The sequence below is a fragment of the Burkholderia sp. 4NA327C6 genome, assembly GCF_005502655.1.
GTDB classification, from domain to species: domain Bacteria; phylum Pseudomonadota; class Gammaproteobacteria; order Burkholderiales; family Burkholderiaceae; genus Burkholderia; species Burkholderia contaminans.
Map to the genome: position 1 here is coordinate 64,400 of NZ_SCNZ01000035.1, position 25,474 is coordinate 89,873.

General features: G+C 67.1%; 15 protein-coding genes. 4 read left to right on the forward strand and 11 right to left on the reverse strand.

The window, feature by feature from the left end:
* Window positions 1-21: 21 nt before the first annotated feature.
* Genes FFS49_RS29090 through FFS49_RS29105 form a run of 4 tightly spaced genes read right to left on the reverse strand, consistent with a single transcriptional unit; the run spans window position 22 to window position 3,819 of the window.
* Window positions 22-789: an ABC transporter permease gene (locus FFS49_RS29090; protein WP_071332030.1), complete on the reverse strand. Its 768-nt coding sequence runs from the start codon at window positions 787-789 to the stop codon at window positions 22-24.
* On the reverse strand, window positions 786-1,724 hold the full coding sequence (locus FFS49_RS29095; protein WP_137951033.1) for an ABC transporter ATP-binding protein: 939 nt from the start codon (window positions 1,722-1,724) through the stop codon (window positions 786-788). The genes FFS49_RS29090 and FFS49_RS29095 overlap by 4 nt, the downstream gene beginning before the upstream one ends.
* Window positions 1,721-2,899, reverse strand: a complete 1,179-nt coding sequence (locus tag FFS49_RS29100; RefSeq protein WP_137910316.1) for an ABC transporter permease — start codon at window positions 2,897-2,899, stop codon at window positions 1,721-1,723. The genes FFS49_RS29095 and FFS49_RS29100 overlap by 4 nt, the downstream gene beginning before the upstream one ends.
* Window positions 2,896-3,819 (reverse strand): ABC transporter substrate-binding protein, encoded by a 924-nt coding sequence (locus FFS49_RS29105; RefSeq protein WP_039346572.1) that lies wholly within the window; start codon window positions 3,817-3,819, stop codon window positions 2,896-2,898. The genes FFS49_RS29100 and FFS49_RS29105 overlap by 4 nt, the downstream gene beginning before the upstream one ends.
* Window positions 3,820-3,985: 166 nt before the next feature.
* Here FFS49_RS29105 and FFS49_RS29110 point away from each other — a divergent pair, with 166 nt between their 5' ends.
* Window positions 3,986-4,915 carry a 2-hydroxyacid dehydrogenase gene (locus FFS49_RS29110; RefSeq protein WP_039346571.1) on the forward strand — a complete coding sequence of 310 codons (930 nt, stop codon included), beginning with the start codon at window positions 3,986-3,988 and terminating at the stop codon, window positions 4,913-4,915.
* A 101-nt stretch (window positions 4,916-5,016) separates the two neighbouring features.
* On the opposite strand, the gene FFS49_RS29115 is transcribed toward FFS49_RS29110, so the two are convergent.
* From FFS49_RS29115 to FFS49_RS29125, 3 genes are all read right to left on the reverse strand, one after another.
* Entirely contained in the window at window positions 5,017-5,841 is an 825-nt protein-coding gene (locus FFS49_RS29115; protein ID WP_137910315.1) for a terpene synthase family protein, read from the reverse strand.
* A gap of 327 nt (window positions 5,842-6,168) precedes the next feature.
* The gene (locus FFS49_RS29120; RefSeq protein WP_137910314.1) at window positions 6,169-7,128 is read right to left on the reverse strand and encodes a class I SAM-dependent methyltransferase; all 960 of its coding nucleotides are present in this window, start codon (window positions 7,126-7,128) and stop codon (window positions 6,169-6,171) included.
* Between the two features lie 267 nt (window positions 7,129-7,395).
* The gene (locus FFS49_RS29125; RefSeq protein WP_137910313.1) at window positions 7,396-9,351 is read right to left on the reverse strand and encodes a Xaa-Pro dipeptidyl-peptidase; all 1,956 of its coding nucleotides are present in this window, start codon (window positions 9,349-9,351) and stop codon (window positions 7,396-7,398) included.
* Window positions 9,352-9,944: 593 nt separating this feature from the next.
* Between FFS49_RS29125 and FFS49_RS29130 the strand changes: the two genes are divergently transcribed.
* Complete coding sequence (locus tag FFS49_RS29130; RefSeq protein WP_137910312.1) at window positions 9,945-10,757, forward strand: hypothetical protein; 813 nt, start codon at window positions 9,945-9,947, stop codon at window positions 10,755-10,757.
* 39 nt (window positions 10,758-10,796) lie between these two features.
* On the opposite strand, the gene FFS49_RS29135 is transcribed toward FFS49_RS29130, so the two are convergent.
* Window positions 10,797-12,050, reverse strand: a complete 1,254-nt coding sequence (locus FFS49_RS29135) for a lipoprotein-releasing ABC transporter permease subunit (RefSeq protein ID WP_224755926.1) — start codon at window positions 12,048-12,050, stop codon at window positions 10,797-10,799.
* A 301-nt stretch (window positions 12,051-12,351) separates the two neighbouring features.
* Here FFS49_RS29135 and FFS49_RS29140 point away from each other — a divergent pair, with 301 nt between their 5' ends.
* Both FFS49_RS29140 and pbpC read left to right on the forward strand, forming a co-directional pair.
* Window positions 12,352-18,354 (forward strand): MG2 domain-containing protein, encoded by a 6,003-nt coding sequence (locus FFS49_RS29140; protein ID WP_137910310.1) that lies wholly within the window; start codon window positions 12,352-12,354, stop codon window positions 18,352-18,354.
* 54 nt (window positions 18,355-18,408) lie between these two features.
* Window positions 18,409-20,823: a penicillin-binding protein 1C gene (pbpC, locus tag FFS49_RS29145; protein ID WP_137910309.1), complete on the forward strand. Its 2,415-nt coding sequence runs from the start codon at window positions 18,409-18,411 to the stop codon at window positions 20,821-20,823.
* Window positions 20,824-20,863: 40 nt separating this feature from the next.
* On the opposite strand, the gene FFS49_RS29150 is transcribed toward pbpC, so the two are convergent.
* From FFS49_RS29150 to FFS49_RS29160, 3 genes are all read right to left on the reverse strand, one after another.
* The gene (locus FFS49_RS29150; RefSeq protein WP_137910308.1) at window positions 20,864-22,078 is read right to left on the reverse strand and encodes an MFS transporter; all 1,215 of its coding nucleotides are present in this window, start codon (window positions 22,076-22,078) and stop codon (window positions 20,864-20,866) included.
* Between the two features lie 381 nt (window positions 22,079-22,459).
* A complete protein-coding gene (locus FFS49_RS29155) occupies window positions 22,460-23,866 on the reverse strand; it encodes a methyl-accepting chemotaxis protein (RefSeq protein WP_137910307.1) in 1,407 nt (468 codons plus the stop codon).
* A 224-nt stretch (window positions 23,867-24,090) separates the two neighbouring features.
* Window positions 24,091-25,161, reverse strand: coding sequence for a porin (locus FFS49_RS29160; RefSeq protein ID WP_137910306.1), 1,071 nt, complete (start codon window positions 25,159-25,161; stop codon window positions 24,091-24,093).
* Between the last annotated feature and the right edge of the window lie 313 nt (window positions 25,162-25,474).

Consider the following 25,474-nt stretch of genomic DNA (forward strand, 5'->3'; position numbering starts at 1 on the left):
CCAAAAATCGCGCAATGGATTCTACGCGCGCCGCGCGCTCGCCACCCGCGCAATCGCGCCGATCGCATCGCTCACGAGCACCGCGAGCAGCCCGACGATCACGCCGCCCTGCAGCACGAACGCGGTGTTCGACGTCTGCAGCCCCGCGATGATCACGTCGCCGAGCCCGCGCGCGGCGACCGTCGAGCCGATCGTCGCGGTTCCGAGATTGATCACGACCGCGAGCCGGACTCCGTTGATGATCACCGGAAACGCGAGCGGCAGCTCGACCGATACCAGTTGCTGCCAGCCGCTCATCCCCATCCCGCGCGCGGCGTCGACCACGTCGCGCGGCACGTCCTCGAGCCCCGCGATCGTGCTTTCGAATACGGGCAGGAGGCCATACAGCACGAGCGCGATCAGCACGGGCTTCAACCCGAAGCCGACGGCCGGCACCGCGAGCGCGAGCACCGCGACGGGCGGGAAGGTCTGGCCGATGTCGACGACGCTGCGCGCGACCGGCAGGAAATCCGCGCCCCACGGCCGCGTGACCGCGATACCGGCCGCGACCGCGACGATCGTGCCGATCACGCTCGACAATGCGACCGTGCCGAGATGTGCGAGCGTGAGGTCGAGCAGGCTCGCGCGATCGTAGATGACCGGCGCGCCGTTGTCCGCGAACGGCGCGAACAAGCCTTGCAGCCATGCGGGTCGCAACAGCAGCACGAGCAGCAGCGCGAGCGCGACCGCGCGTGCGATGTAAGCGGGAAGTGCCGCCCGCCCGGGCCGCGTGCTGCCGTGCGTCGTCATGCGGGCTTCCTTGCGTGCGCACGGATCGCGTCGAGCGTGATGCGGCGCGTGTTGCGGCCGTCGCCATCGTCGACCGGAAGCGCATCGACACCGCGCCACAGCAGCTCCGACACCGCATCGCGCAGCGTGCGTGTCGCGGCGATCGGTTCGCCGTCGGCATGACCGGGTTCGGCCACCGCGTCGATCGGGGTCAGCGCGAGCAGGCGCAGCGGCCGGTCGACGCCGGCGACCAGCTGTTCGACGACGCCGGCTGCCGGCTTGCCGAGAATCTCGGCAGGCGTTGCGACCTGCAGCAGCCGGCCGCCGTCCATCACCGCGATCGTGTCGCCGAGCTTCAGCGCTTCCTCGATATCGTGCGTGACGATCACGACCGTGATGCCGAGGCGGCGCTGCAATGCAAACAGGTCGTCCTGCGCCTTGTTGCGGATGATCGGATCGAGCGCGCCGAACGGCTCGTCCATCAGCAGCATCGCGGGCTCGGCCGCGAGCGCGCGCGCAACGCCGACGCGCTGTTGCTGGCCGCCCGACAGTTCGTGCGGCAGCTTGTCCGCGAACTCGGCCGGCGGGAGATGAAACAGGTCGAGCAATTCGCTCACGCGCGCGTCGATGCGGTCGGTCGGCCAGCCGAGCAGGCGCGGCACGGTCGCGATGTTGCGCGCGACGCTCCAGTGCGGAAACAGCCCGTGCCCCTGGATCGCATAGCCGATGCCGCGCCGCAGCTGCTCGGGCGCAACGGTGGCCGTATCGACGCCGTCGATGCGGATCGTGCCGCTGGTGGGCGCGATCAGCCGGTTGATCATGCGCAGCAGCGTCGACTTGCCGCTGCCCGATGCGCCGACGAGCGCGGTGATCGTGCCGCGTTTCATCGTCAGCGTGACGTCGTCGACGGCAACGATATCGCCGAAGCGTTTGCCCGCACGTTCGATCTCGATCATCCTGCACGCCCCTTCGCGAGCGTGGTCGCGGCTTCGAATATGACGGCCGCCACCAGCGCGAGCGCGATCGTCGGGATCGCGCCGAGCAGCACGAGATCGGCGGCCGACTGCCCGATCCCCTGGAAGATGAAGGTGCCGAAGCCGCCGCCGCCGATCAGCGCGGCGACCGCGGTCAATCCGATGTTCTGCACGAGCACGATGCGCACGCCGCTCAGGATCACCGGCAGCGCGAGCACGAGATCGACGCGCAGCAACCGCTGCACGCGCGTCATGCCCATCGCGCGCGCCGCTTCGGTCACGTGCGGCGGCACCTGGCCGAGCCCGACCACGACGCTCGACGCGATCGGCAGCAGCGAATACAGGAACAGCGCGAGCACGGCAGGCGCCACGCCGATGCCGCGGATGCCGAGCGCGGCCGCGAGCGGCACGTGCGCGGCGAGCAAACCGAGCGGCGCCATCATCAGCCCGTACATCGCGATGCTGGGGATCGTCTGTACGATATTGAGCACGGGCATCGCGACGGTGCGCACCGCCGCGATGCGCGCGCAGGCGATGCCGAGCGGCACGCCCGCGACGAGCGCGGCAGCCACCGAGACACCGGTGAGCGACACGTGCCGGATCGCCTCGATCCAGAAGTCGTCGCTGCGCACCGCGTATTCGCGCATCACGGAGAGGCCGTCCCACCAGCCGCTCGCGAGCGGCACCGAAATCGCCGCTATCGCGACGACGAGCGCGGCGAGACGCCGCCACGGGCCGAATGCGAGGCGCGCGAGCGCATCCGCGACGAGCACGGCCCACGCGAACAGCAGCAGCCAGACGCCGGAGGAGGGGGATACGCGGGCGAGCGTGTCGTCAGGTGCGACGACGTGCGCCGCGGCCGCGCCGACCGCGTACGCGAGCGTGGCGAGCCACGCGCAGCCGGCCAAGAGGCGCCACGCGGGGCGGCTCGCCGTCATCGCCCACAGCGCGCCGACGATCCACAGCGCGGCGAGCCCGGCGCCCTGCAGGGCCGGCAGCGCGGCGAACACCGACAGGTCGGTGCCGGCCGCGATGCGGTTCGGCCGCAGCACCGCGAACGGCAGGCCGAGCACGGCGACGATCGTCAGGACCCCGATCAGGATGCCGACCTTGTCCGCCGTGATGCGCCGCGCGGACGCCGCCGCGCGACCCGTCATTTAACGAAGCCCTTCGATTTCAGGTAGCTTTTCGCGACGCCGGCGGCCGGTTCGCCGTTGATCTGGATGCGCGCGTTCAGTGACTGCAGCGTCTTCAGGTCGAGGCTCGCGAACACCGGCTTCAGGTAGTCGGCGATCTGCGGGTGCGCTTTCAGCACGGCTTCGCGGATCACCGGTGCGGGCGCGTAGACGGGCTGCACGTGCTTGTCGTCGTCGAGCACCGCGAGGCCGCTCGACGCGATGCCGCCGTCGGTGCCGTAGACCATCGCGGCATTCACGCCGTCGGTCTGGTTCGCGGCGGCCTTGATGGTTGCGGCCGTGTCGCCGCCGGACAGCACCACGAGCTGGTCGGGCTTCAGCTTGAAGCCATAGGCTTTCTCGAACGACGGCAGGGCGGACGCACTGTTCACGAATTCGGCCGACGCCGCGAGCTTCACCTTGCCGCCGCCGGCGATCCACTTGCCGAAATCGGAGAAGGTCTTCAGGTGCTGCGATTGCGCGACCGGTGCGAGCACGGCGACGCCCCACGTGTTGTTCGCGGGCGCCGGGGTGAGCCAGACGAGATGGTTCGCCGCGTAGTCGAGTTGCTTCGCGGTGTCGTAACCCTGGCTCGCGTTCTTCCACAGCGGATCGTCCGCCTTGTTGAAGAAGAACGCGGCATTGCCGGTGTATTCGGGGTAGACGTCGATCTCGCCGCTCGTGAGCGCCTTGCGCACGATCGGCGTGGTGCCGAGCGCGATCTTTTCGGTGACGGGGATACCGTGCGCCTTCAGCACCTGCGCGATGAGGTTGCCGAGCAGGTTGCCTTCGGTGTCGATCTTCGACGACACCACGACGGGCGTGTCGGCATGCGCAGCGGGCGCGACGAGGGTAGCGGCGAGCGCGAGGCCCAGGATCCGGGCGGGCAGGGCGAGCTTCATACGGGCCAATCTCCAGGACGGGGGCGTACGCCGAAAGTTACTTGACTGAGCCGGCTTTGGCAAACCGCATGCGGCGGCGTGCCCACAGCCCGTGTGGGGATTACCCGCATCCATGTTGCAGGCTTGTTACACTGAATCCGTTCCCGCCTTGCCGACACTTCCTGACATGAAGCCCGAGTTGCTGGTTCTCATCGCATTGCGCGGCGACGCGCATCGCGAGATCGCCGCGTCGTTCGACGTGCGCTACGCCCCCACATCCGAAGAACGCGAACGCGCGATCGCCGAACACGGCGGCGCCATACGCGCGGTGCTGACCAACGGCAGCACGGGGCTCACCGCCGCCGAGATCGATCGTCTTCCGCAACTCACGTTCGTCAGCGCGCTCGGCGCCGGCTACGAGCACATCGACGTGACGCATGCCAAGGCGCGCGGCGTGACCGTGGTCACGGGCGCCGGCACCAACGACGATTGCGTGGCCGATCACGCGTTCGCGCTGCTGCTCGCGGTGGTGCGCAACGTCGTGCAGCTCGATGCGAAAACCCGTGCGGGCGTGTGGCGCGACGGCCTGGCGATGCCGCCGAACGTGTCGGGCAAGAAGCTCGGCATCGTCGGGCTCGGCAAGATCGGCGAGAAGTGCGCGCGCCGCGCGGCCGGCTTCGACATCGAGATCGGTTATCACAACCGGTCGGAGAAGAAGGTCCCTTATCGCTATTTCGACCGCGTCGACGCGCTCGCGCAGTGGGCCGATTTCCTGATCGTCGCGACACCGGGCGGCGCGGGCACACGGCATCTGATCGATCGCGCGGTGCTCGATGCGCTCGGCCCCGGCGGGTTCGTCGTCAACGTGTCACGCGGCAGTGTTGTCGATACGGCTGCTTTGGCGGAGGCGTTGCGTGAAGGACGCATCGCGGGTGCGGGGCTCGACGTGTACGAAGGCGAACCCGAGCCGCCGCGCGCGCTGACAGATCTCGACAGCGTCGTGCTGACGCCGCACATGGGTGGCTGGTCGCCCGAGGCGCTCGATCGGTCGGTGCGGCAGTTCATCGACAATGCCGAGCGGCACTTTTCAGGGCAGCCGGTGCTGACGCCGGTGTGAGGGCCGCTCGTGCGGCAGGCACGGCGGTTTTTTCTGCCACAGCGAGTCTGTTGCCGTTGTTTCGACAGAATCGATGCGTTTGCGTCGCCGATCCGGTCGCCTCAATTCGCGGGACGGACACCGGCCCGATCGGCCGCGGCGACTTCATCCGTCGAGGGTAGCGCCCGAATGGTCACCTCGCCGGAAATGAACCGTTTCCCCTTGAAATCCCGGCCGTGGTAGCGCGTGCTGATCGCGTGAAATTCCGCGTTGCCGGACGCCAGATGCTCGAGCTCGGTCACGTAGGCGCGCACATCCGCCCGATTCCCGAGCGGGCCGGCAAGGACGCGGTCGCGCGCGGCCATCAGGTTGCGCTCGTTCTCGGCCACCAGCGTTGCCAGCTTGTTCAGCGCGTCCTGGAGTTTCAGGCCCTCCCGGTACATCAGCAGCCAGACCGAGTTGACCGAATCGGCGATATGAATTTCCTTTCGGAATGAATACGGGTCGTTGACCAGCGTAATCGAATCGATGGCGGCCGTTCTCATTTCCGCCAGCGAGCGGTCGGCCACCAGGTGCTCGGTCATGTCGACGTCGATCGCGTACTCCGTCATGATGGCCGCCCATTCCCCGTAGTTGTCGATGCGCCGCATCTCCAGGTAGGCATCGAACGTGAGTTCGTCCATCTTCAACGCCAGCGGATCCGTCTGCCGGACGATCAACGTATGCAGCGCGTCCTCCATGCGTTTCCAGACACGCGGTTTCGACGCCAGATGCGCCTTGACGGGCAGCAGCCCCTCGTACAGCAATTGCGCGATGGGCGCGGTGTCGGGCGGGCGAATGCCGGCGATTGCATCGAAGTAGTGCTGACGCAATGTCGAGCGCTGTTGCGCCTGATCCAGCATCACGGGGTTGGTGATGGTGTCGTCGATCAGCGTGGTGATGCTCATCATCCGTTCCAGATCGTAGATCCTGTCGTTCAGCGTGTGCGGATAGCACAGCCCGCCGAATGACGGCATGCTTTGCGCCAGATAATGTTCGACGGCCTTCTGGCTGCCGTAGTAGGCGAGGATGTACGGGCTATCCGTGAGCGCGATCCGGCGTTCCGCCTCGTCATGGAGCGGATGCCACATGGGTTTCAGTTGCAGATGGAAATCCGGATGGAAGATCTTTTCCCCGGGCTTCGGCAGGCCCGGCAGGTTGCGAACGAAGTTGGGAATATCTGTCATGGCGGGATCTCGGGCTGGATGTCCGGCGGCCGGGACGGGTGGCCTTCGTCAACCGTGCTTGAGCACGAAGCTGTAGATGGAAACCTGACGCTTGACGATGGCGACGGCCAGGCTTTCGCACATCACGCGGAGTTCTTCCAGCGCGCCGACCGCGCCCGTCGGGAAATGGCGCTCGATGTTGTCCTGAACGTCCAGCAGCCATCGCGTCGCGTCCGTCCGGTTCGGCAGGACCTGCATGTCGTTGACGCGGAAGCCGCTTTGCTCGAACACCTGGCGCAGGTATGCGGGCGTCTTGCGATACTTGCACGCGAGCCTGTCGACCAGGTCGGGCGTATCGGAACGGTATTCGGAGAGGTCGACGTTATATAAGTTATCCGAAACGATGACCGTCCCGTTTGCGGCCAGCCGCCGGCGCAACTTGGCCATCACGATCTCGAAGAGATCATAGGGGAAATGGGAGATCACGCCGCGCATGATCGCGAGGTCGTAGGGCACGTCGAAGTCCGGCAGCAGGTCGATGTCCAGTGCATTGCACCGGAACAGGTTGATCCTGTCGGAGACGCCGCGCGCGGCGTTGACTTCGGCGCAGTATTCGAGCTGGCGGTCGCTGACGTTGATGCCGTCCAGGCGATGACAGCCGGGAAACCGCTCGGACAGATCGCGCAGCACCGTTCCCCAGCCGCACCCGATGTCGAGAATCCGGTTGATCGGCTGGCGCCCGGGTGTGTCCAGGCCGGCGATTTTCAGTTGCCGTTCGAAATACCGGAGGCCCGATTCGTCGAGGTCGGCCGGCCTGGGCGATTGGGGATCGTCATAGACGCCGAACTGGAACCAGAGGCGATCGCCAATCGCCTTGCTCCAGTTCACCGGATCGTCCTGGTATGCCTCCATGACCCGCGATTCGTAATCGTTCTGCAGTTGGCCCCGAATGGCCGCGAATGGCTGGCGACGCCGATCGTTCAATGACGACGCGGATGCGACGGTTTTGCTGGTAACCAGGTTGTTCATTGCCATGCCCCCGCAGCGACCGGCTACAAATGTCCGGATTATTGACTTTTAAATCTAGCCGGCGGGGAATCGATGTCAAGCGATATCAGATTGTTTCTGATTTCGATTCAATAATGCAATTGATTGATGAAGCGTGGAATTGTTGTTTTAAAGAGTCATTGCTTCCGTTTACATAAGAATCGGAAAATGGAAGCGAATGAATGAAGCGATCCCGGGACGCCGGTGCACTGGCGTCCCGGGATCGCTTCAGGACGGTCACGCAGCCGTTCAGGACGCCGTCAACGGCACCGTCACCGACGTGCCGGCCGGGTCAAGCGTCAGCCCGGTGCCCGGCGTCGGCCGCAGCGTGGCCTCGTTGTCGCTCGACAGCACGACGAGCCCCAGCCGGTGGCCGGCTTCCAGCTTGTAGTCACGCGGCATGAACGTCAGCTTCAGGTCATACGGCATCCCGGGCAGAACCGGTTGCGAGACCCACTCCGACACGCGGTTGCGCGGATCGGTCCACGCGCGCGTGACGATCGTGGCCGTGCCGTCCGGCGCGCGATCGACCAGCAGGGCCGTCACGTTGGCCACGGCCGTGAAGGTCAGCCTGACGCGCGCGGTCGCGGAACCGGACAGGCGTGTCGCGGCCGTGAGCGGCGCGGTTTCGAACCGGCTGCGGTTCTCGCCCGTCGGTGCGTTCGCCAGCGTGAGCGCGGGAATGCGCGCATCGTCGGTGAAGCGCGCGAGCGGGCCGCCGCTCGGCAGCCGCAGCAGCGTGCCGGTGCCCGCGCCGTCGCCGCCCGCGAAGTACGTGACCGGCGTGGCATGGCGCGCGGCCCAGTCCGCTTCCTTCAGCAGCGTGCCGTCCGCCTGCTCGATCACCGCGCGCGGATCGCGTTCGACGCCGTTGTCGAAACCGATCAGGTAGCGCGTGAACCAGCGGTTCACTTCCGCCGTCCACGCATCGGCCATCGCCGGCACGCGGGTCGGGTCGGTGTGCTTCAGGCGATGCAGCCACAGCTGCGTCGGCACGCCCTGGCGCCGCATCGCGAGATGCCACAGCGTCGACTGGTCGACCCGCACGTTGTCATCGGTGAGCCCTTGCGCGACGAGCGCCGGTGCGACCGCGTACGCGGTGGGAATATCGCGCGCGGCCCAGAACGGCGAATAGTCGCCGGTCTTGCGGTCTTCCTGCTGCAGCGCTTCGTCGATCAGGTGCGTGCAGCGCTCCGGATGCGCGTTCGTCAGCAGCGCCTTGATGTACACGTCGACGTCCTCGCCCTGATAGCCCTCCGGCGCACGCACGAGCCCGCCCGAGCGGTAGTAGCCGTACATGTTGGTCAGCCCGGCGACCGGCACGATCGCGTCGAGCCCGCGCGTGCGCAGGCTCGCGACCATCTTCGGCAGCGTGCCGTCGTACGACACGCCGTACATGCCGACGTGGCCCGTCGACCAGTTCGCGACGACCGTCTTGCCGTTCGCGTCCTTCGCGGTTGCGTCGCGGCCGAGCCAGCGGATCACCGATGCCATCGCGACCGATTCGTCGCGCGTGAGGATCGTCGGGCAGCCGTCCGAGCCGGCGGTGCCGAGCGAATCCGCGTAGACGATCGTGAAGCCGCGCGGGATGAAGTAGCCCTCGATCCACGAGCGCCCTGCGGCGGCCGCCTCGACCTGCTGCAGCATCCGCACCTGCGGCGCGGCGGCCATGATGCGCGCGGAGGCGCCGGTCGCTGCCGTGGCCGCCGTGGCGGCCGGATGCGGCGTGCCGTCGAGTTCGACGTCGACGTTGTGGTCGGGGCTGTCGGCGAGGCCCGCGTAGTACGGGCTCGCGAGCACGATGACGGGCGTACGCGCGCCGTTCGCGGTTTCGGTCGGTCGCACGATGCGGACGTGGATGCGGTCGCGCGTGCCGTCGCCGTCGGAATCGACCGGCGTGTCGACCCACGCGTTCTCCTCGATCGTGCCGCCCGACAGCGACGGCTGCACCTGGCCGTTCGTGATCACGGGCCGGTAGCGGCCGCCGCTGGCCGGATTGGCGTATGGGACGCCGGACGGCGAAATGCGTGCCGCAAGTGACTGCTTGTCGGCTGCCGACGCGGCGGCCTCCTCCTGTTTGCCCTGCGCGAGCGCGGAGACGCCCGCCACGCTGCCGCCGTCGTCGCCGCCGCACGCGGCGAGCATTGCGGCCGCAACGAGCGCGGGTAGCCACGCGCGACGCAATCCGGTTCGATGAATGTCCATTGTCGACCTCTTCTTGTGATTGTCTGGAACCGGCCGGCCCGCGATATGCCCCCTGCGGCCCGGCCGGGTGCTGCATCGGATGAAACGGAACTGCACCTGCGAAAGCGCCGGGCGCGATGCCCGGGTGTCACGGCCGGTGTCGACGCGCGTCACGCATCGCGCGCCCCGGCGAGCGTCGGGGCGACTGCATCGCCCCGACCGGAAAAGCGTCAGCGCGACGGCTGATTCGGGCCGCCCGGTCGAAGCGGGTCCGGCGGCGCGAAATGAATACAGGAGTGCGAATCAAATGCGGGCATGCCCGATCTTCCTTCAGGTTTCAGATGAAACGGAACGGCACGATGCGATGAGGCGGGGATGGTGCGAACGGCGGTGCTGCAACGGCAGGAAAGCGCGACGCGAGTCGGCGGGGCCGGCCGGAATGCTTTCCGGAAGCTTGCGCAAAACTTATCTCAGTGAAATCTCGGTGTCAAACTTTTTTAGTTTGAGTCAAACAAAGTTTTTAAGCGTGCGAGGCGACGGACCTGCGATCGGTCTAAATTTCCGGAAAATCTGTCCGTAAACGGTAAAAAACAGATTGAAAGGAGAGAGAGGGCATGACGACTTCGGTCACGGCAGCGAGCGGCCTTTCGCTCGCGCAGATGGTGCAGCAGGCTGCGCTCGACGGCCGCCAGCAGACGGACGCGGCGGCCGGGCAACCGCAGGACGCGCCGATTACCATCCGGGCGCTGGACCCGGACGCGATGCAGGCGGCGCGCATGAAGCAGATGTCGATACTGGGCAACCTGTCGACGAAGCTGCGCGACGTCACGAGCCAGCTCGCGACGAGCATGCACGAGATCATCGCGAAGCGGCCGGACCTGGCCGACGCGCAGTTCGATTTCAAGACCGACGACGGCCAGATCAAGGTCGTAGCGAAGACGATGACGGAAAGCGATCGCGCGTGGGTGGAGTCGACGCTGAATGCGAACGCGGGCCTCGTGCTCGCGACGCGCGCGTTTCACCAGCAGGCCGTCGACTTCGCGGAGCAGGGCGCGGCCGCCGTAGGCGAGACGTTCACGGACGACGATCGCAAGGTGGCCAGCCAGCGCGCCGACGCGGACTTCCTGTTCATGAAGGAGATCAACGCGTCCGTCGTGCGCAACCGGACGTTCGAGGAGGTCGGCGGGCATTTCACCACGCAGGACGGCACGCGGCTGACGCTCGACCCGTCGGCCGGCAGCGCACGCGGCACGCTCGCACTGCTGGAGACCGACCGTCAGCTGTCGTCGGGAGCGGCGATCTTCGTCGACGATTCGGGGCAGAAGTCCTACGGCCGACGCCCGGGCCTGATCGACGTCGGTTTCGGGGCGGCGTTCGAGGACATCCTGAACGGCCGCAACAGCGTCGGTTTCCACGAGGTCGCATGACGGCACGCCACGGCGAGCCGGGCACCGCGCGTCGCGGGCCTATTCGTCGCGCAACGCTTCGGCCGGCCGTACCCGCGCGGCGCGCCAGCTCGGGTAGAGCGTCGCGACGCACGACATCAGGAACGCGGCCGCGGCGATCTCGATCACGTCGGCCGCCGCGAGCTTCGACGGCAGCGAGCTGAGGAAGTACACGGACGGCGTCAGGAAGCGGATGCCGAGCAACTGCTCGATCGCGGGCAGCACCCACGGGATGCTCACCGCGATCGCGCAGCCGAGCGCGACGCCCGCCAGCGTGCCGGCGAGGCCGATCGTCATCCCCTGGATCGCGAAGATCTTCATGATCGACCCGGGCGGCGCGCCGAGCGTGCGCAGGATCGCGATGTCGCCCTGCTTCTGCGTGACGGTCATCACGAGCGACGACACGAGGTTGAACGCGGCGACCGCGACGATCAGCATCAGGATCAGCGACAGCATGCGCTTTTGCAGCCGCTCGGCCTCGAACCACGTGCGGTTCTGCCGTGTCCAGTCGCGGATATAGAGATCGCCCGACAGCGTGCGCGACAGTTCCAGCGCGATCTCCGGCGCGCGCTGCAGATCGTCGATGCGCAGCCGGACGCCGGTCGGCGCACGCACGTTGAACAGCGTCTGCGCGTCGCGGATGTGGATGTAGGCGAGCGCGCTGTCGTACTGGTAGTGGCCCGACTCGAACGTGCCGACCACGTTGAACTGCCGGAACTGCGGCAGCGCGTCGCCGATGCGCGCCGTGTTGCCGGGCGCGAAGAACGTGATGCGCTCGCCGATCTTCACGTGCAGCGCGTCGGCCAGCGCCGAGCCGAGCACGATCCCCATCTCGCCCGGCACGAGCGCGTCGAGCCGCCCGGTCTTCAGCTTGCGCGCGATCTCGGATACGCGCGGCTCCAGCACGGGATCGATGCCGCGCAGCGCGACGCCCGTCACGCTGCCCGCATTCGTCAGCAGCGCCTGTGCGTCGACATAGGGGGCGACGGCGCGCACCGCCGGATTCCGCAGCGATTCGTGCGCGGTGAGCCGCCAGTCGGGCATCGTGCCGGTCGGCGAGAAGATTTCCACGTGTGCGAGCACCGACAGCATCCGGTCGCGCACTTCGGTCCGGAATCCGTTCATCACCGACAGGACGACGATCAGCGCGGCGACGCCGAGCGCGATGCCGGCCATCGCGGCGCCGGCAATGAACGACACGAAGCCGTCGCCGGCCGTGCGCCGGCCGCCGCGCGCATAGCGCAGCCCGATCTGCCATTCGAACGGGAGTTTCAAGCGGTTTCCTTTCATTTCGATTCGATCCTGCCGAGCCGCGCATTCTAGCGAACGCGGCGCCGCCGTGTGCAGAGGTTGCGCCATGGACGGCCGATATCCGCCCGACCGGCCGGTCATCCGGCGGCGTTGCGCGCCGGCACGCCGATATTTCCATCGTTTCGGGTCTGATCGATAATGGCGCCCAGCATCCGGTCGAACATACCAAGCAATTACGGCGCAACCGGGCCGCGCCGTCACAGACCCATAACAATTCGGGGAAGGTTGCCGCACCAGGCAGCATGTCCTTGACAAGGAAATAACAATGGATTTGCTGCGCTTCCTGCTGCTCCTGCCGATTCGCGTGGCGGGCTTCTTGTGGTGGCTGCTCGGCAGCGCGCTGCGGCCGCTGGTGGGCGACGTGTCGTGGACGGCGCCTGCATGGATGGGCGTCACCGCCGCGGCCGTGCGCCGCCGCCCGTGGCATGCCGGCGGCCTCGTGCTGCTCGCGGCCGCGCTCGGCTATGGCGGCTACTGGTTCAAGCATCGCCCGAAGCCGCCCGAGCCCGCGACCGTCAGCTTCACCGTGAAGGCGCCCGCGATCACCACCTACGAGGTGGACGACAGCGACAAGCCGAAGATCACCGTGCATCCGCTCGAAGTCGTGTTTGCACAATCGGCCGCGCCGATCGAACAGGTCGGCAAGCCGGCCGGCGACGGCATCGAGATGACGCCCGCGCTGAAGGGCGCGTGGGAGTGGGCCGACGACAAGACGCTGCGTTTCACGCCGGCGGCCGACTGGCCGGTCGGTGCGCACGTCGAGGTGCGCTTCGCGGTGCACCGGGTGTTCGCGCCACAGGTGACGATGCATGACGACCGTTTCGCGTTCGACCTGCCCGCGTTCGCCGCGACGTTCGGCAACAATGAGTTCTACCAGAACCCCGACAACCCGGCGGAGAAGCAGGCGCTGATGCAGTTGCGCTTCAACTACCCGGTCGATCCGGCCGAGTTCGAGAAGCGCATCGGCCTCGTGCTGGTCGGCCGCGACGGCAAAAATACGACGCCGCTGCGCTACACGGTCAACTACGACAAGATGAAGACGAGCGCGTGGGTCTACTCGCAGCCGCTCGAGATTCCGCGCGATCCGCTGGTGGCACGGCTCGACGTCGACAAGGGCGTGAAGAGTTCGCGCGGCGGCAACGGCACGCCGGACGTGCTGCATGCGTCGGTCGACGTGCCGGGGCTCTACAGCCTGTCGATCGCCAACGTCGCGCCGACGCTCGTCGACAACGAGCGCTACGAGCCCGAACAGGTGCTCGTCGCCGAAGCATCCGACGGCGTGCGCAGCGTGGATCTGGCCGCACGCGCGAAGGCGTGGGTGCTGCCGAAGCGCAAGCCGGGCGTCGATCAGTCGGACGACGATCCGCCGTACGAATGGAACGTGGCCGACATCAGCGACGCGGTGCTGAAGCAGTCGAAGCCGCTGCCGCTCGACGCGGTGCCGACCGAGAACGACTACGCGACGCTGCAAAGCTTCAAGTACCACGCGACGCCGGGCGATCGCATCGTCGTGCGTTTCGCGGGCGACCTGAAATCGGCCGGCGGCTACCTGCTCGCCGAGCCGGTGACGACCGCGTTCACGGTGCCCGACTATCCGAAGCTGCTGCGCTTCATGGCCGACGGCTCGCTGCTGTCGATGAGCGGCAGCAAGCGGCTGTCGGTCGTGTCGCGCAACCTGCCGGGGATGAAGGTCGAGATCGGCCGCGTGCTGCCCGACCAGCTCCAGCACCTCGTGAGCTTCAACAACGGCACGTACGCGCGGCCCGAGCTGTCGTATTCGTTCAGCGAGGATCACATCGTCGAGCGCTTCGTGCAGACGCGTGCGTTCCCTGCCGGCGACCCCGGCAAGGCGCATTACGAAGGCATCGATCTCGGCCAGTACCTGAAGGGCGGCAAGCGCGGCGTGTTCCTGCTGCACCTGACGAAGTACGATCCGGCGGCGGAGAAGAAGAAAGCCGACGATGCGAAGGATGGCGATGCATCGTCCGGTGACGGCAGCCAGGATCAGTCGGACAACGCCGATTCGGGCGACAGCAACGGCAACGGCGACGACAGCGACAACGCGCTCGGCGACACGCGCCTGATCGTCGTCACCGATCTCGGGATGCTGGTCAAGAAGGCGCTGGACGGCAGCCAGGACGTATTCATCCAGTCGATCCGAACGGGCAAGCCGGTTGCGGGCGCAACCGTATCGGTGCTCGCCGTGAACGGCCAGGCGCTGTTCACGCAGACCACGAGCGCCGACGGCATCGTGCATTTCCCCGCGTTCAAGGGGCTCGACCGCGAGAAGCGGCCGCAGCTCTACGTCGTGAAGAAGGACACCGACCTGTCGTTCCTGCCGGTGGCCGGCCGCGATCGCCAGCTCGATCTCTCGCGTTTCGACGTCGACGGCGAGCGCAATGCGACGGGCCAGGGGCAACTGTCCGCGTACCTGTTCTCCGATCGCGGGCTGTATCGGCCCGGCGATCCGTTCCACATCGGCCTGATCGTGCGCGCGGCGAGCTGGGCGCGCAGCCCGGCCGGCGTGCCGCTGCAGGCGGAGATCGTCGACCCGCGCGGGATCACCATCGAGCGCAAGCCGGTGACGGTCGATGCGACCGGCTTCACCGAGCTCGGCTATACGACGGCCGAAACGGCGCCGACCGGCACGTGGACGGTCAACCTGTATATCGTCAAGGACGGCCAGCCCGGTGCGGAGCCGATCGGCAGCACGACGGTGCAGGTGAAGGAGTTCCTGCCCGACCGGATGAAGGTCGACGCGAAGCTGTCGCAGCAGGTCGTCGAAGGATGGGTGAAGCCGAAGGGGCTGAAGGGCATCGTCGATGCGCAGAACCTGTTCGGCACGCCGGCGGAGAAGCGCCGCGTCGCGGCGACGCTGACGCTGCGTCCGGTGTGGCCGTCGTTCCGCAGCTGGCAGGGCTATCACTTCTTCGATGCCCGCCGCGCGAAGGAGGGCTATACGACGACGCTGCAGGACGGCACGACCGACGACAAGGGCCATGCGGAGTTCGACCTCGATCTCGACAAGTACGCGGACGCGACCTACCAGCTCTACTTCCAGGCGAAGGCCTATGAAGCGGAAGGCGGGCGCAACGTCGCCGCGAACGCGCAGGCGCTCGTGTCGAACAACGACTGGCTCGTCGGCTACAAGTCGGTCGATGATCTCGGCTACGTGAAGCGCGGCAGCCCGCGCACGGTGCGGCTCGTCGCGATCGATCCGAACGCGAAGGCGATCGACGTGAAGGACCTGCGTGCGCAACTCGTCGAGGAACGCTACGTGTCGGTGCTGACCAAGCAGGATTCCGGCGCGTACAAATACGATTCGCGGCTGAAGGAAGTGCCGGTCGACGAGAAGCCGCTGGCGATTCCGGCAGCCGGGCTCGACTTCACGTTGCGTACCGACAAGCCGGGCAGCTATGCGCTCGTGATCCGCAACGCGGCCGGCGCCGCGGTGAACCGGATCGAGTATTCGGTCACGGGCGACGCGAACGTCACGCGTTCGCTCGACCGCAACGCGGAACTGCAGGTGACGCTCGCGAAGCACGACTACAAGCCGGGCGAGCAGGTCGAGATCGCGATCCGCGCGCCTTACGCGGGCAGCGGCCTGATCACGATCGAGCGCGACAAGGTGTATGCGCACGCGTGGTTCCATGCGGATACGACGAGTTCGATCCAGCACATCACGGTGCCGGCCGGCTTCGAAGGTAACGGCTACATCAACGTGCAGTACATCCGCGATCCGTCGTCGGACGAGATCTTCATGAGCCCGCTGAGCTACGGCGTCGTGCCGTTCTCGGTGAACCTCGACGCGCGCCGCAACGCGGTGTCGGTCGATGCGCCGGCGCTCGTGAAGCCCGGCGACACGGTGAATTTCACCGTGCATTCGGCGAAGCCCGCGAAGGTCGTCGTGTTCGCGGTCGACGAGGGCATCCTGCAGGTCGCGCGCTACAAGCTCGGCGATCCGCTGAAGTTCTTCTTCCGCAAGCGGATGCTCGAAGTCGGCACGTCGCAGATCCTCGACCTGATCCTGCCGGACTTCGAGAAGCTGATGGCGATGGCCGCGCCGGGCGGCGACGCCGACGATGCGATCGGCCGCCAGCTGAACCCGTTCAAGCGCAAACGCGACAAGCCGGTCGTCTACTGGTCGGGGATCGTCGACGTGAACGGCGACACGCGCCTGAGCTACACCGTGCCTGATTACTTCAACGGCAAGCTGCGCGTGATGGCCGTGTCGGTGTCGCCGGATCTCGTCGGTACGTTCGAAGGCGCGACGACGGTGCGCGGCGATTTCGTGCTGTCGCCGAACGTGCCGACGACGCTCGCGCCGGGTGACGAGGCCGACGTCAGCGTCGGTGTCGCGAACAACCTGACGGGTGCCGGCAACCAGCCGGTGCCGGTCGCGGTCACGCTGAAGACGGGGCCGCAGTTGCAGGTGGTCGGGCCGGCCACGCAGAACGTTGCACTCGCGCCGCAGCACGAAGGTGTCGCGATGTTCCGCGTGAAGGCGACCGACACGCTCGGCTCGGGTTCGCTGTCGTTCGGCGCGCGTTATGGCGCGAAGGGCGCGCAGCAGCGCGTCGACGTGTCGGTGCGGCCGGCCGCTGCGTTCCGCACGCAGCTCGACATCGCACGCCTCGATCCGGGCAAGAAGGCGAGCGTGCCGAACCTGCGGTCGATGTACGACGCGTATGCATCGCGCGACGCGAGCATCTCCACCGCGCCGCTCGTGTTGTCCGAAGGGTTGTCGTCGTATCTCGTCAACTTCGAGCACGCCTGCAGCGAGCAGCTGGTGAGTGCGGCCGTGCCGCGCGTGTTCGCGGCGAAGTGGCTGTCGGTACGCGCGCTGACGAGCGCGATGCACGCAACCGACGCCGGTGCCGACGCGACGAACGCCGCGGCGATCGCGCAGTTCCTCGGGGTGCTGCGCAGCCGGCAGAACGCGCAGGGCGGGTTCGGGCTGTGGAGCGCGACGCCGGACGCCGATCCGTTCGTGTCCGCGTACGCGATGCACATGCTGCTCGACGCGCGCGAGCGCGGCATCGCGGTGCCGAAGGACATGCTCGACGCGGGTAATCAGTATCTGCAGAAGCTCGCGGCGAACGATTCGCTCGGCTCGCTCGACCTGCTGCGGCAGCGCGCGTATGCGGTGTATCTGCTGACGCGCCAGGGCAACGTGACGACCAACAGCCTCGCGGCCGTGCAGAAGCGGCTGCAGGATGCATACCCGAACGACTGGAAGAACGATCTCGCGGCCGCATGGCTCGCCGCGTCGTACCAGTTGCTGAAGCAGGACAAGGAGGCCTCGGCGCTGATCGCGGGCCCGCAGGCGCTGCTCGAGCGCAAGCGTGCGTCCGACGGCGGCTACGTGACGGGCTACTACCTCGATCCGCTGACGCGCGACGCGAGCGTGCTGTACCTGGTCGCGAAGCACTTCCCCGAGCGCGTGCGCAAGCTGTCGCCGCGCGCGATGGACAACCTCGCCGCGCCGCTCGTCGACAATCGCTACAACACGCTGTCGTCGGCGATGACGATCCTCGCGCTCGATGCGTATGCGGCGTCGAGCGCGGGCCAGCTCGACCAGCTCGCGATCGACGAGGTGCGCGCGGGCGCCGCGCCGAAGGACGTGTCGTCGATCCAGGCGAACCTCGTGCGCTCCGGCACGTGGTCGGCCGCTGCATCGCGCGTCGACTTCGTGAACGGCAGCACGTTGCCCGCATGGTGGATCACGAGCCAGTCGGGCTACGACCGCGGTACGTCGACGAAGGCGATCAAGAACGGGCTGGAGATCGTGCGCGACTATACCGGCACGGACGGCAAGCCGCTCGACAAGATCACGGTCGGCCAGGAGATCGACGTGCACCTGAAGATCCGTGCGACCGGCTCGGCGAGCGTCGGCAACATCGCGATCGTCGACCTGTTGCCGGGCGGCTTCGATCCGGTGATCGCGCCGCCGCCCGTCACCGACACGCAGGACGGCGACGGCAACGGCGATGGCGGCGCGTCGGCGCCGGTGGCCGATGCCCCTTGGCGTTCGCCGATCGGCGTGAAGGGTTCCACGTGGCAGCCGCAGTTCGCGGACGTGCGCGAGGATCGCGTGGTGATCTACGGCACCGCGACGACCGACGTGCGCGAGTTCGTCTACCGGATCAAGGCGAGCAACGCGGGCCGCTTCATCGCGCCGCCGGCTTACGGCGAGTCGATGTACGACCGCCGCTTGCAGGCGCAGGCGCCCGGCGGCACGACCCTGACGGTGGAGCGCGTGCGATGACGACGACGCTGCAACGTCGTTGCTGGCCGCGCCGGGTGCGAGGAGCGCCCGCGCGTGGCTGACGACGTTTCGGTGCGCCGGCGCGTGCTGCACGGCGCCGCCGGGTGGCTCCATCGCTGGCAGAACTGGATCGCCGGCGTGCTGCTCGTGTTCGGCGCGCTGGCCGCATGCCGGCTGTGGCCGCATCCGCCGCTACGCGAATGGAAGCCGTCGTCGGTCGCGGTGGTCGACGCGCAGGGCCGCTTGCTGCGGCTCACGCTCGCGAAGGACGACCGCTACCGGCTGTGGGTGCCGCTCGACCGGATGTCGCCGCAGCTCGTCGAAGCCGTGATGCTGCACGAGGACCGCTGGTTCTGGTGGCATCCCGGCTTCAACCCGTACGGGCTCGCACGCGGCGCTTGGATCACATACGTGCGCGGCGGCAATCCGCAGGGCGGCTCGACGCTGACGATGCAGCTCGCGCGCTCGCTGTGGCGGCTGAACACGCGCACGCCGGCCGGCAAGCTCGAGCAGGTTGCGCGCGCGGTGCAGCTCGAACTCTTCTATTCGAAACGGCAGATCCTCGAAGCGTATCTGAACGATGCGCCGTATGGCCGCAACGTCGAAGGCGCGGGCACCGCGAGCGTCGTCTATTTCGACCGGATGCCCGACGCGCTGACGCTGCCCGAGGCGCTCGCGCTTGCGGTGATTCCGCAGGACCCGGCGCGGCGCGTGCGCGGCGGGCAGGATGAAATCAACCGAGCGCTGGCCGCGTCGCGCAACCGCTTGTATGCGCGCTGGCTGACGAAGCATCCGGGCGATGCATCGTTCAAGCCGCTGTTCGCGTTGCCGCTTGCGATGCGGCCGCTGTCCGCGCTGCCGTTCGATGCGCCGCATGCGGTCGGCCAGGCACTCGCCGCGCGCAACGCATGGCGTACGACCTCGAGCGCCGCGGCGAACGACAGCGACGCCGACGCGCGACTCGTGACGACGCTCGATCTCGACCTGCAGCACACGCTCGAACGGCAGATCGCACGTTATGTCGCACGCAACGATACGCGCGGCGTGCGCAATGCTGCGGCGATCCTCGTCGATACGCGCGACATGGGCGTGAAGGCGCTCGTCGGTTCCGCGAACTTCTTCGACCGCGCGATCGACGGGCAGGTGAACGGCACGCTTGCGCGGCGTTCACCCGGCTCGACGCTCAAGCCGTTCATCTATGCGCTCGGCTTCGACCAGGGCGTGCTGCATCCGCAGACCGTGCTGCGCGACGTGCCGACCGCATTCGGCCCGTATGCGCCGGAGAATTTCGACGGCCATTTCCTCGGGCCGATCACCGCGACCGATGCGCTGAACCGCAGCCGCAACGTGCCGGCCGTGTGGGTCGCGTCGCAGCTCAAGTCGCCCGATCTGTACCGGTTCCTGCAGGAAGCCGGCGTGCGCCGGCTCGCGAGCGCGCAGCACTACGGGCTCGCGCTGGTGCTCGGCGGCGGTGAAGTGACGATGCAGGATATCGCGGCGCTCTACGCGATGCTCGCGAATCGCGGCGAGTTCCGGCCGCTGCGGCTGCGCGCGGACGAACCGGCGCTGCCCGGCCGGCGCCTGCTCAGCGCCGAGGCGAGCTACATGACGATGGACATGCTGCGCCAGCATCTGCGCCCCGACGAGACGACCGGCGCGCAGCCGTCGAGCGTGCCGGCCTACTGGAAGACCGGCACGTCATGGTCGTTCCGCGATGCATGGACGGCCGGCGTGTTCGGCCCGTACGTGCTGGTCGTGTGGGTCGGCAACTTCGACAATTCGACCAATACGGCATTCGTCGGCGTCGACGCGGCCGCGCCGCTGTTCTTCCAGGTCGTCGATGCGCTGAATGCCGAGCGCACGCTCGTCGAGCCGCCGCGCGCGGTGCCGCCGAAGCTGAAGCGCGTGCGGATCTGCCTCGCGAGCGGCGATTTGCCGAACGAGTGGTGCCCGCAGCAGGGCTGGACGTGGTTCATTCCGGGCACGTCGCCGATCCGCGTGAGCACCGTGCACCGGCCGGTCGTGATCGACGACGCGACGGGGAAGGCCGCGTGTCCGCCGTACGACGGCAAGCGCACGCATACGGAGATCTTCGAGTTCTGGCCGTCGGATCTGCAGCAGGTGTTCGCGCAGGCCGGCATTCCGCGCCGGCGGCCGCCGCAGAACGCGGACTGTCGCGATGCAGGGCAGGTCGAAGGTGACCCGCCGCGCATCACGTCGCCGCTGCGCGGCAGTACGTATGCGATGCGCGTGAAGCGTACGGAGGAGACGCGCATCGCGTTCAACGCGACGGCCGATGCGAGCGCACATGCGCTGTACTGGTTCGTCAACGATGCGTTTGTCGGGCGCGGCGCGCCGGGCGATGCGCTGTTCTGGCAGCCGCGGACGGCCGGGAGTTATACGGTGCGGGTGGTCGACGATCACGGGCGCAGCGATCAGCGGCCGTTGGCGGTGGGGCTGGAGCAGTAGGGGCCTTATCTGAACCTGTGTCTGTATTGCGCGTTCGCGGTCAGCGTGCCGCGATCTGCGCGTTGTCGCGGCGAAGGCTCGCGTGAACGAGCATCAGCAAGTTGATGGCGACGACAGCGATCGTTGCGACGATCATCCCGTTCACGCCGACGTGGGTCACCAATGCGCCGGCCACGTACGGAAACCCGAACAGGCCCGTGAAGTAGGCGATCGTGAAGACTTGCGAACACGCCGATGCGGACAGGCCCTTCTCACCGGCGAGATTGACCGCCATGCCGTTCAAGGTGGAATAGCTGAGGCCGTAGCCGATCGCGAAGATGAACGAGCCGATCACGTACAGGATTTCGCTGCCCGGGTTCGACACGAAGAGAACCAGCGCCAGGAGTGTCATGGCGAACAGCGTGAACGCGAGTTTTCGGACTGGCAATCGGCTGATCGTCTGCGCCAGCGTGAATCGGCAGAAGACGGTCGTCAACGTGAACGTCACGAAGAAGGTGTCGGGCGACAGGTGTCGCGATTCCGCATAGATCGTCTGAAAATTCGACAACGCGGAGAAGACGCATGCGGCGAGTCCGATCATGATGATCGGTAGGCGGGTGCCATGGCGCAGGATCTCGGCGACTCGCGCGGCTGTCAGTCCGGTTGCGTCGATCTGCGGTTGTGGTGTGCGTTCCGTCCGTTTTCGGACGAGCGAAAATGCGATGGCGGCAATCACGCAGAGACCCGCGAGCCCTGCGTAGACGATGGCATACGACTCGAAGCGGCTGGCGACGAAATGGCCGATCGGTGACGCGAGACCCAGCCCGACCATCTGGCCGCCCGAGAGCAAGGTCAGGTATTTGATCCGCGCGGCGGGCCGCAGGTGATGAATGATCTGAAGCGGCGCGAGTATGTAGAAGGCCGACCATCCCGTTCCCAGAAGCAGGCCGCCGATGAATGCGATCCGCACATCGTGCGCTGCCAGGCTGAATGCGATCATGGAAAGTGCCATGACGGCGGCGGCCGCCACGATCGTCGACATCAAGCCGATTCGTTGTGCTACCCATCCCGCGATGACGGAGCTGACGATCATGGTCAGGATGCCGGTCGAGATCACCGCGCCTGCCATCGATGAATCCAGGCCGCTCTGACGCAAATGCTCGGAAAGGAGAAAGCTGGCGCCGTAGGCGGCGGCCAGTGCAATGCTCGCGACGAGGAATGGAACGAACGTGGCAGCGCCAAGCGACGACGGAAGCGGGTCAGCGGAGGTGTTCATGGAATTGGCGTCCAGGTTTCATCGCCGCCGTGATGCCTCGAGCGGGCCGGATTGCTTCAATCGTCTTGTACCCAGGTATGGCGTGCCGAAGGCCCTTCCGGATGGGCTGATCCCGAGCCTGACGGGCATTGTGTTTCAGGTGGAAGCGGGATGAAATGTACAGTGACGCCGATTTTCTGCTGCACAGTACATGTCGTTGCTGACGAGCTTGGACTCTGAAACGTGAAGTCGACCCAGATTACGTTGGAGGGTTACGAATCGAGATCCACTAACCGCCTGAATCATTCCGATGTTGCTAGCGTTCGACGATCACGGGCGCGGCGATCGACGGCCGTTGGCGGTGGAGCTGGAACTGGAGCAGCAGAGGCCGCGCGCCCCGATTCAGACGCTGTAGCCGATCCGCAGGACACCCCACGGCCGCCCGCCGACGACGATCGGTGCGGAAACGTCCTTCATCAGCGCGAACTGGCCGTTGCCCATGTCGCGCCGATAGGTCTGCAACAGGAACGGCTTGGTATGCGACACGGAGGTGCGCGCCGTCCGGTCGGTGTAGATCCGGCGGTTCCGGCAGTTCGCAGCGTTCCAGGCGGCGTCCGCGCGCTGCGGCAGCGAGAACTTCCGGTTGTGGGTCGGCAGGTAGCACTGCCGGTCGAAGCTCGCGCAATAGACGATGCGCGCGTCGATCTCGAGCACCGGCTCCTGGATGGCAGGCAGCACGCGATCGGTAAACGCCGTGAAGCGCGTCATGAACTGCTGCGGGTCGGTGCCGGGAATCGGCTCGTAGTGCGCGTCGAACAGCGCGTCGAGCGTGATGTCGCCGCGGCTGACCGCCTCCTCGAAAAGCTTGCTGATCGCGGCGGCGGTGTTCCTTGCGGTTTCGATCAGGCGCGTATCGGGCGACTCGATGCCGGTCGCGGCCGTGAGTTCGATGAGTGTCTCGGAGACGGAGAGCAGATTGCCGAGCCGGTCCTTGGCCTGTGAGAAGTTGTTGCTCGAGTTTTCGACGCCGGACGCCATCTCGCCCACCTGCTCGTCGAGGCGGTGGCACTGCGTCTCGATCTCGTCGGTCAGCGACGCGATCTGTTCGGCTTCGCCGGCGAGCTCGGTGATCGCATGCCCGGTCGCGTGCACGACTTCGCCGATTGCGCGCGTGCCTTCGCGCACGCGGTGCGCGCGTGCGGCGTTGTCGGTTCCCTCGGCGATCAGGTGTTCGGTCTGCTCGGCGAGCCGCGCGAGGGTCGTCTCGATCTGGGCCGTCGCCTGTCCGGTCTTCGCGGACAGGTTCTTCACCTCGGCGGCGACGACGGCGAAGCTGCGGCCCGCGTCGCCTGCGCGCGCAGCCTCGATCGCGGCGTTCAGCGCGAGCAGGTGCGTCTGGCGCGCGATGACGGAGATATCCTCGGAGACGGCCCGCACGTGATCGAGCGCATCGCGCAGCGCCCCCATCTGGTCGCTGATCGTGGTGACGCCCTCGACGAGGCCGTGAATGTCCGCGAGCGAGGCCTCGATCGTCTGCTGCGACTGCCGGACCGCATTCGACGCATTGACGCTGACGTCGCGCACCTGCTGCGCCGCCTCGGCGATCCGGTGGTTGCCGCGCAGCGTGACGGCGGCCGATTCGCGCAGCGTGTGGCAGACCTCCGCCTGACGGGCGACGCGGGCGGCCACTTCCTCGACATGGCCCGACACGTCGCAGATCTCGATGCCGAGCCTGCCGGCCTGCTCGGCGATGTCGCCGACGACCGCGCGCGACGAACGGCGGCCGCGGCCGATTCCGAAGAAGTTCACGTTGCTGGGTCTCCTTTAGGGGCACGCCCGGTTCCGGGCGGATATCGGGCGCGCGCTCCTGACTTGACGGCAGCATGGCCCCGGACTTGAGGTCGGGTAAACATCGAGGCCCGATTGCCCGGGCGATGCAGGGCGCGGCACATCGTCATCCGCGTTCGAAGCGGCCATGTACCAGTGCGGGGCGGGGACGGGCGCATGCCGGCCGCCCGCCCGCACGCGCTGCGTCAGAACACGTGGTGGATGCCGGCGTTGACGCCGACCGTCGTGCCCGGCAACCCGTACAACGCGCCACCCGTGATGCCGAGGCCCGTATTCATCGCGCCGTGGTTGTTGACGACGCCGACCTGCGCATACAGGCCCGTTCGCTTCGACAGGCTGTAGTCGGCGCCGATCGCGGCTAGCAGCGAGTGATTGTGCGAATCGTTGCGGTCGGTCGTGTACCATGCGCCGGTGTTCAGGTCGAGGGCCGGCGTGACGCGATAGTCGAGACCGGCGCTGTACACGTTGTTGCTGAACGATCCGGCGACCTTGTAGCTCGTGAACGACGCCTTGCCCGTTACCGGCCCGAACGTGTAGGCGGTACCGATCGTGCGGCCGACGAATGCGACCGTGCTCGGAACCGGCGTGGGGGACGTGCCGCCGTTCCCGTCGTAGAGCGCCGCGTTGAGCATGAAGCCGCCGTTCGTATAGGTGAGGCTGCCGGAATACTGGCGTCCCGCCTGGAAGTCGCCGGCTTTCCCGCCGAATCCGAACATCGCGCTGGCCGTCAGTCCGGCGATCGTCGGGCTCGTATATGAAATCGCGTTCGGGTTGAAGAGACCCGTGACGAGCACGTTGTCGACGTACGGAATCAGTGCGGCGCCGAAGTGCGAGATATTGCGCGGATCCGAGCCGAGTATCGCGAGCACGAACGGCGAGAACTGCAGGCCGACCTTGGCCTCGCCGAACCCGCCGTCGATGCCGACCCACGCCTGGCGGCCGAAGAAGTTGCCGTTCGAATGGCCGAACGCGCCGTCCGTGATGTTGAAGCCGCTTTCCAGCTTGAATCTCGCATGCAGCCCGCCACCGAGATCTTCGCTGCCCGTCATCCCGAAGTTGGTCGGCGTCATGCCGGTGTCGGTCAGCGCGAACTGGCGTCCGGCGTTGCCACCGGTTGCCGAGTCGAGCGATCGGCTCGTATAAAGCAATGCGGCGTCGAGGTCGCCGTACAGCGTGATGCTGCTCTGGGCGAAGCTGCTCGTGCTGGCCGCTGCGCCCAGCAGTGCCGCGCCAATCATCCGTGTCCTTCCGTTCATCGTCTGTCTCCGTCTTGTTGAGTGTTGTAATACGTATAACTAATTAAATCGGCGGCGATGGACTCGATGCGAGCCGCCTGCATGCCGTGCCGTCGGGAACGCACGGCAATGCTTTTCGCGAGCCGGATACGGCCGCGCTCCGGCGCCGCGTCGATGCGGAACGCCCGCCGTGGCGGGCGGTGTCACATCGAGCGGTTCAACTGCTCGAGGATGGCCGGATTCTCGAGCGTGGACGTGTCCTGCGTGATCGCTTCACCCTTCGCGAGCGAACGCAGCAGGCGCCGCATGATCTTGCCCGAGCGCGTCTTCGGCA

Excerpts from the sequence above, each read along its gene's own strand:
- FFS49_RS29090 (WP_071332030.1), bottom strand. The coding sequence starts at position 789 with ATGACGACGCACGGCAGCACGCGGCCCGGGCGGGCGGCACTTCCCGCT.
- FFS49_RS29095 (WP_137951033.1), bottom strand. The coding sequence starts at position 1,724 with ATGATCGAGATCGAACGTGCGGGCAAACGCTTCGGCGATATCGTTGCC.
- FFS49_RS29100 (WP_137910316.1), bottom strand. The coding sequence starts at position 2,899 with ATGACGGGTCGCGCGGCGGCGTCCGCGCGGCGCATCACGGCGGACAAG.
- FFS49_RS29105 (WP_039346572.1), bottom strand. The coding sequence starts at position 3,819 with ATGAAGCTCGCCCTGCCCGCCCGGATCCTGGGCCTCGCGCTCGCCGCT.
- FFS49_RS29110 (WP_039346571.1), top strand. The coding sequence starts at position 3,986 with ATGAAGCCCGAGTTGCTGGTTCTCATCGCATTGCGCGGCGACGCGCAT.
- FFS49_RS29115 (WP_137910315.1), bottom strand. The coding sequence starts at position 5,841 with ATGAGCATCACCACGCTGATCGACGACACCATCACCAACCCCGTGATG.
- FFS49_RS29120 (WP_137910314.1), bottom strand. The coding sequence starts at position 7,128 with ATGAACAACCTGGTTACCAGCAAAACCGTCGCATCCGCGTCGTCATTG.
- FFS49_RS29125 (WP_137910313.1), bottom strand. The coding sequence starts at position 9,351 with ATGGACATTCATCGAACCGGATTGCGTCGCGCGTGGCTACCCGCGCTC.
- FFS49_RS29130 (WP_137910312.1), top strand. The coding sequence starts at position 9,945 with ATGACGACTTCGGTCACGGCAGCGAGCGGCCTTTCGCTCGCGCAGATG.
- FFS49_RS29140 (WP_137910310.1), top strand. The coding sequence starts at position 12,352 with ATGGATTTGCTGCGCTTCCTGCTGCTCCTGCCGATTCGCGTGGCGGGC.
- FFS49_RS29150 (WP_137910308.1), bottom strand. The coding sequence starts at position 22,078 with ATGAACACCTCCGCTGACCCGCTTCCGTCGTCGCTTGGCGCTGCCACG.
- FFS49_RS29160 (WP_137910306.1), bottom strand. The coding sequence starts at position 25,161 with ATGAACGGAAGGACACGGATGATTGGCGCGGCACTGCTGGGCGCAGCG.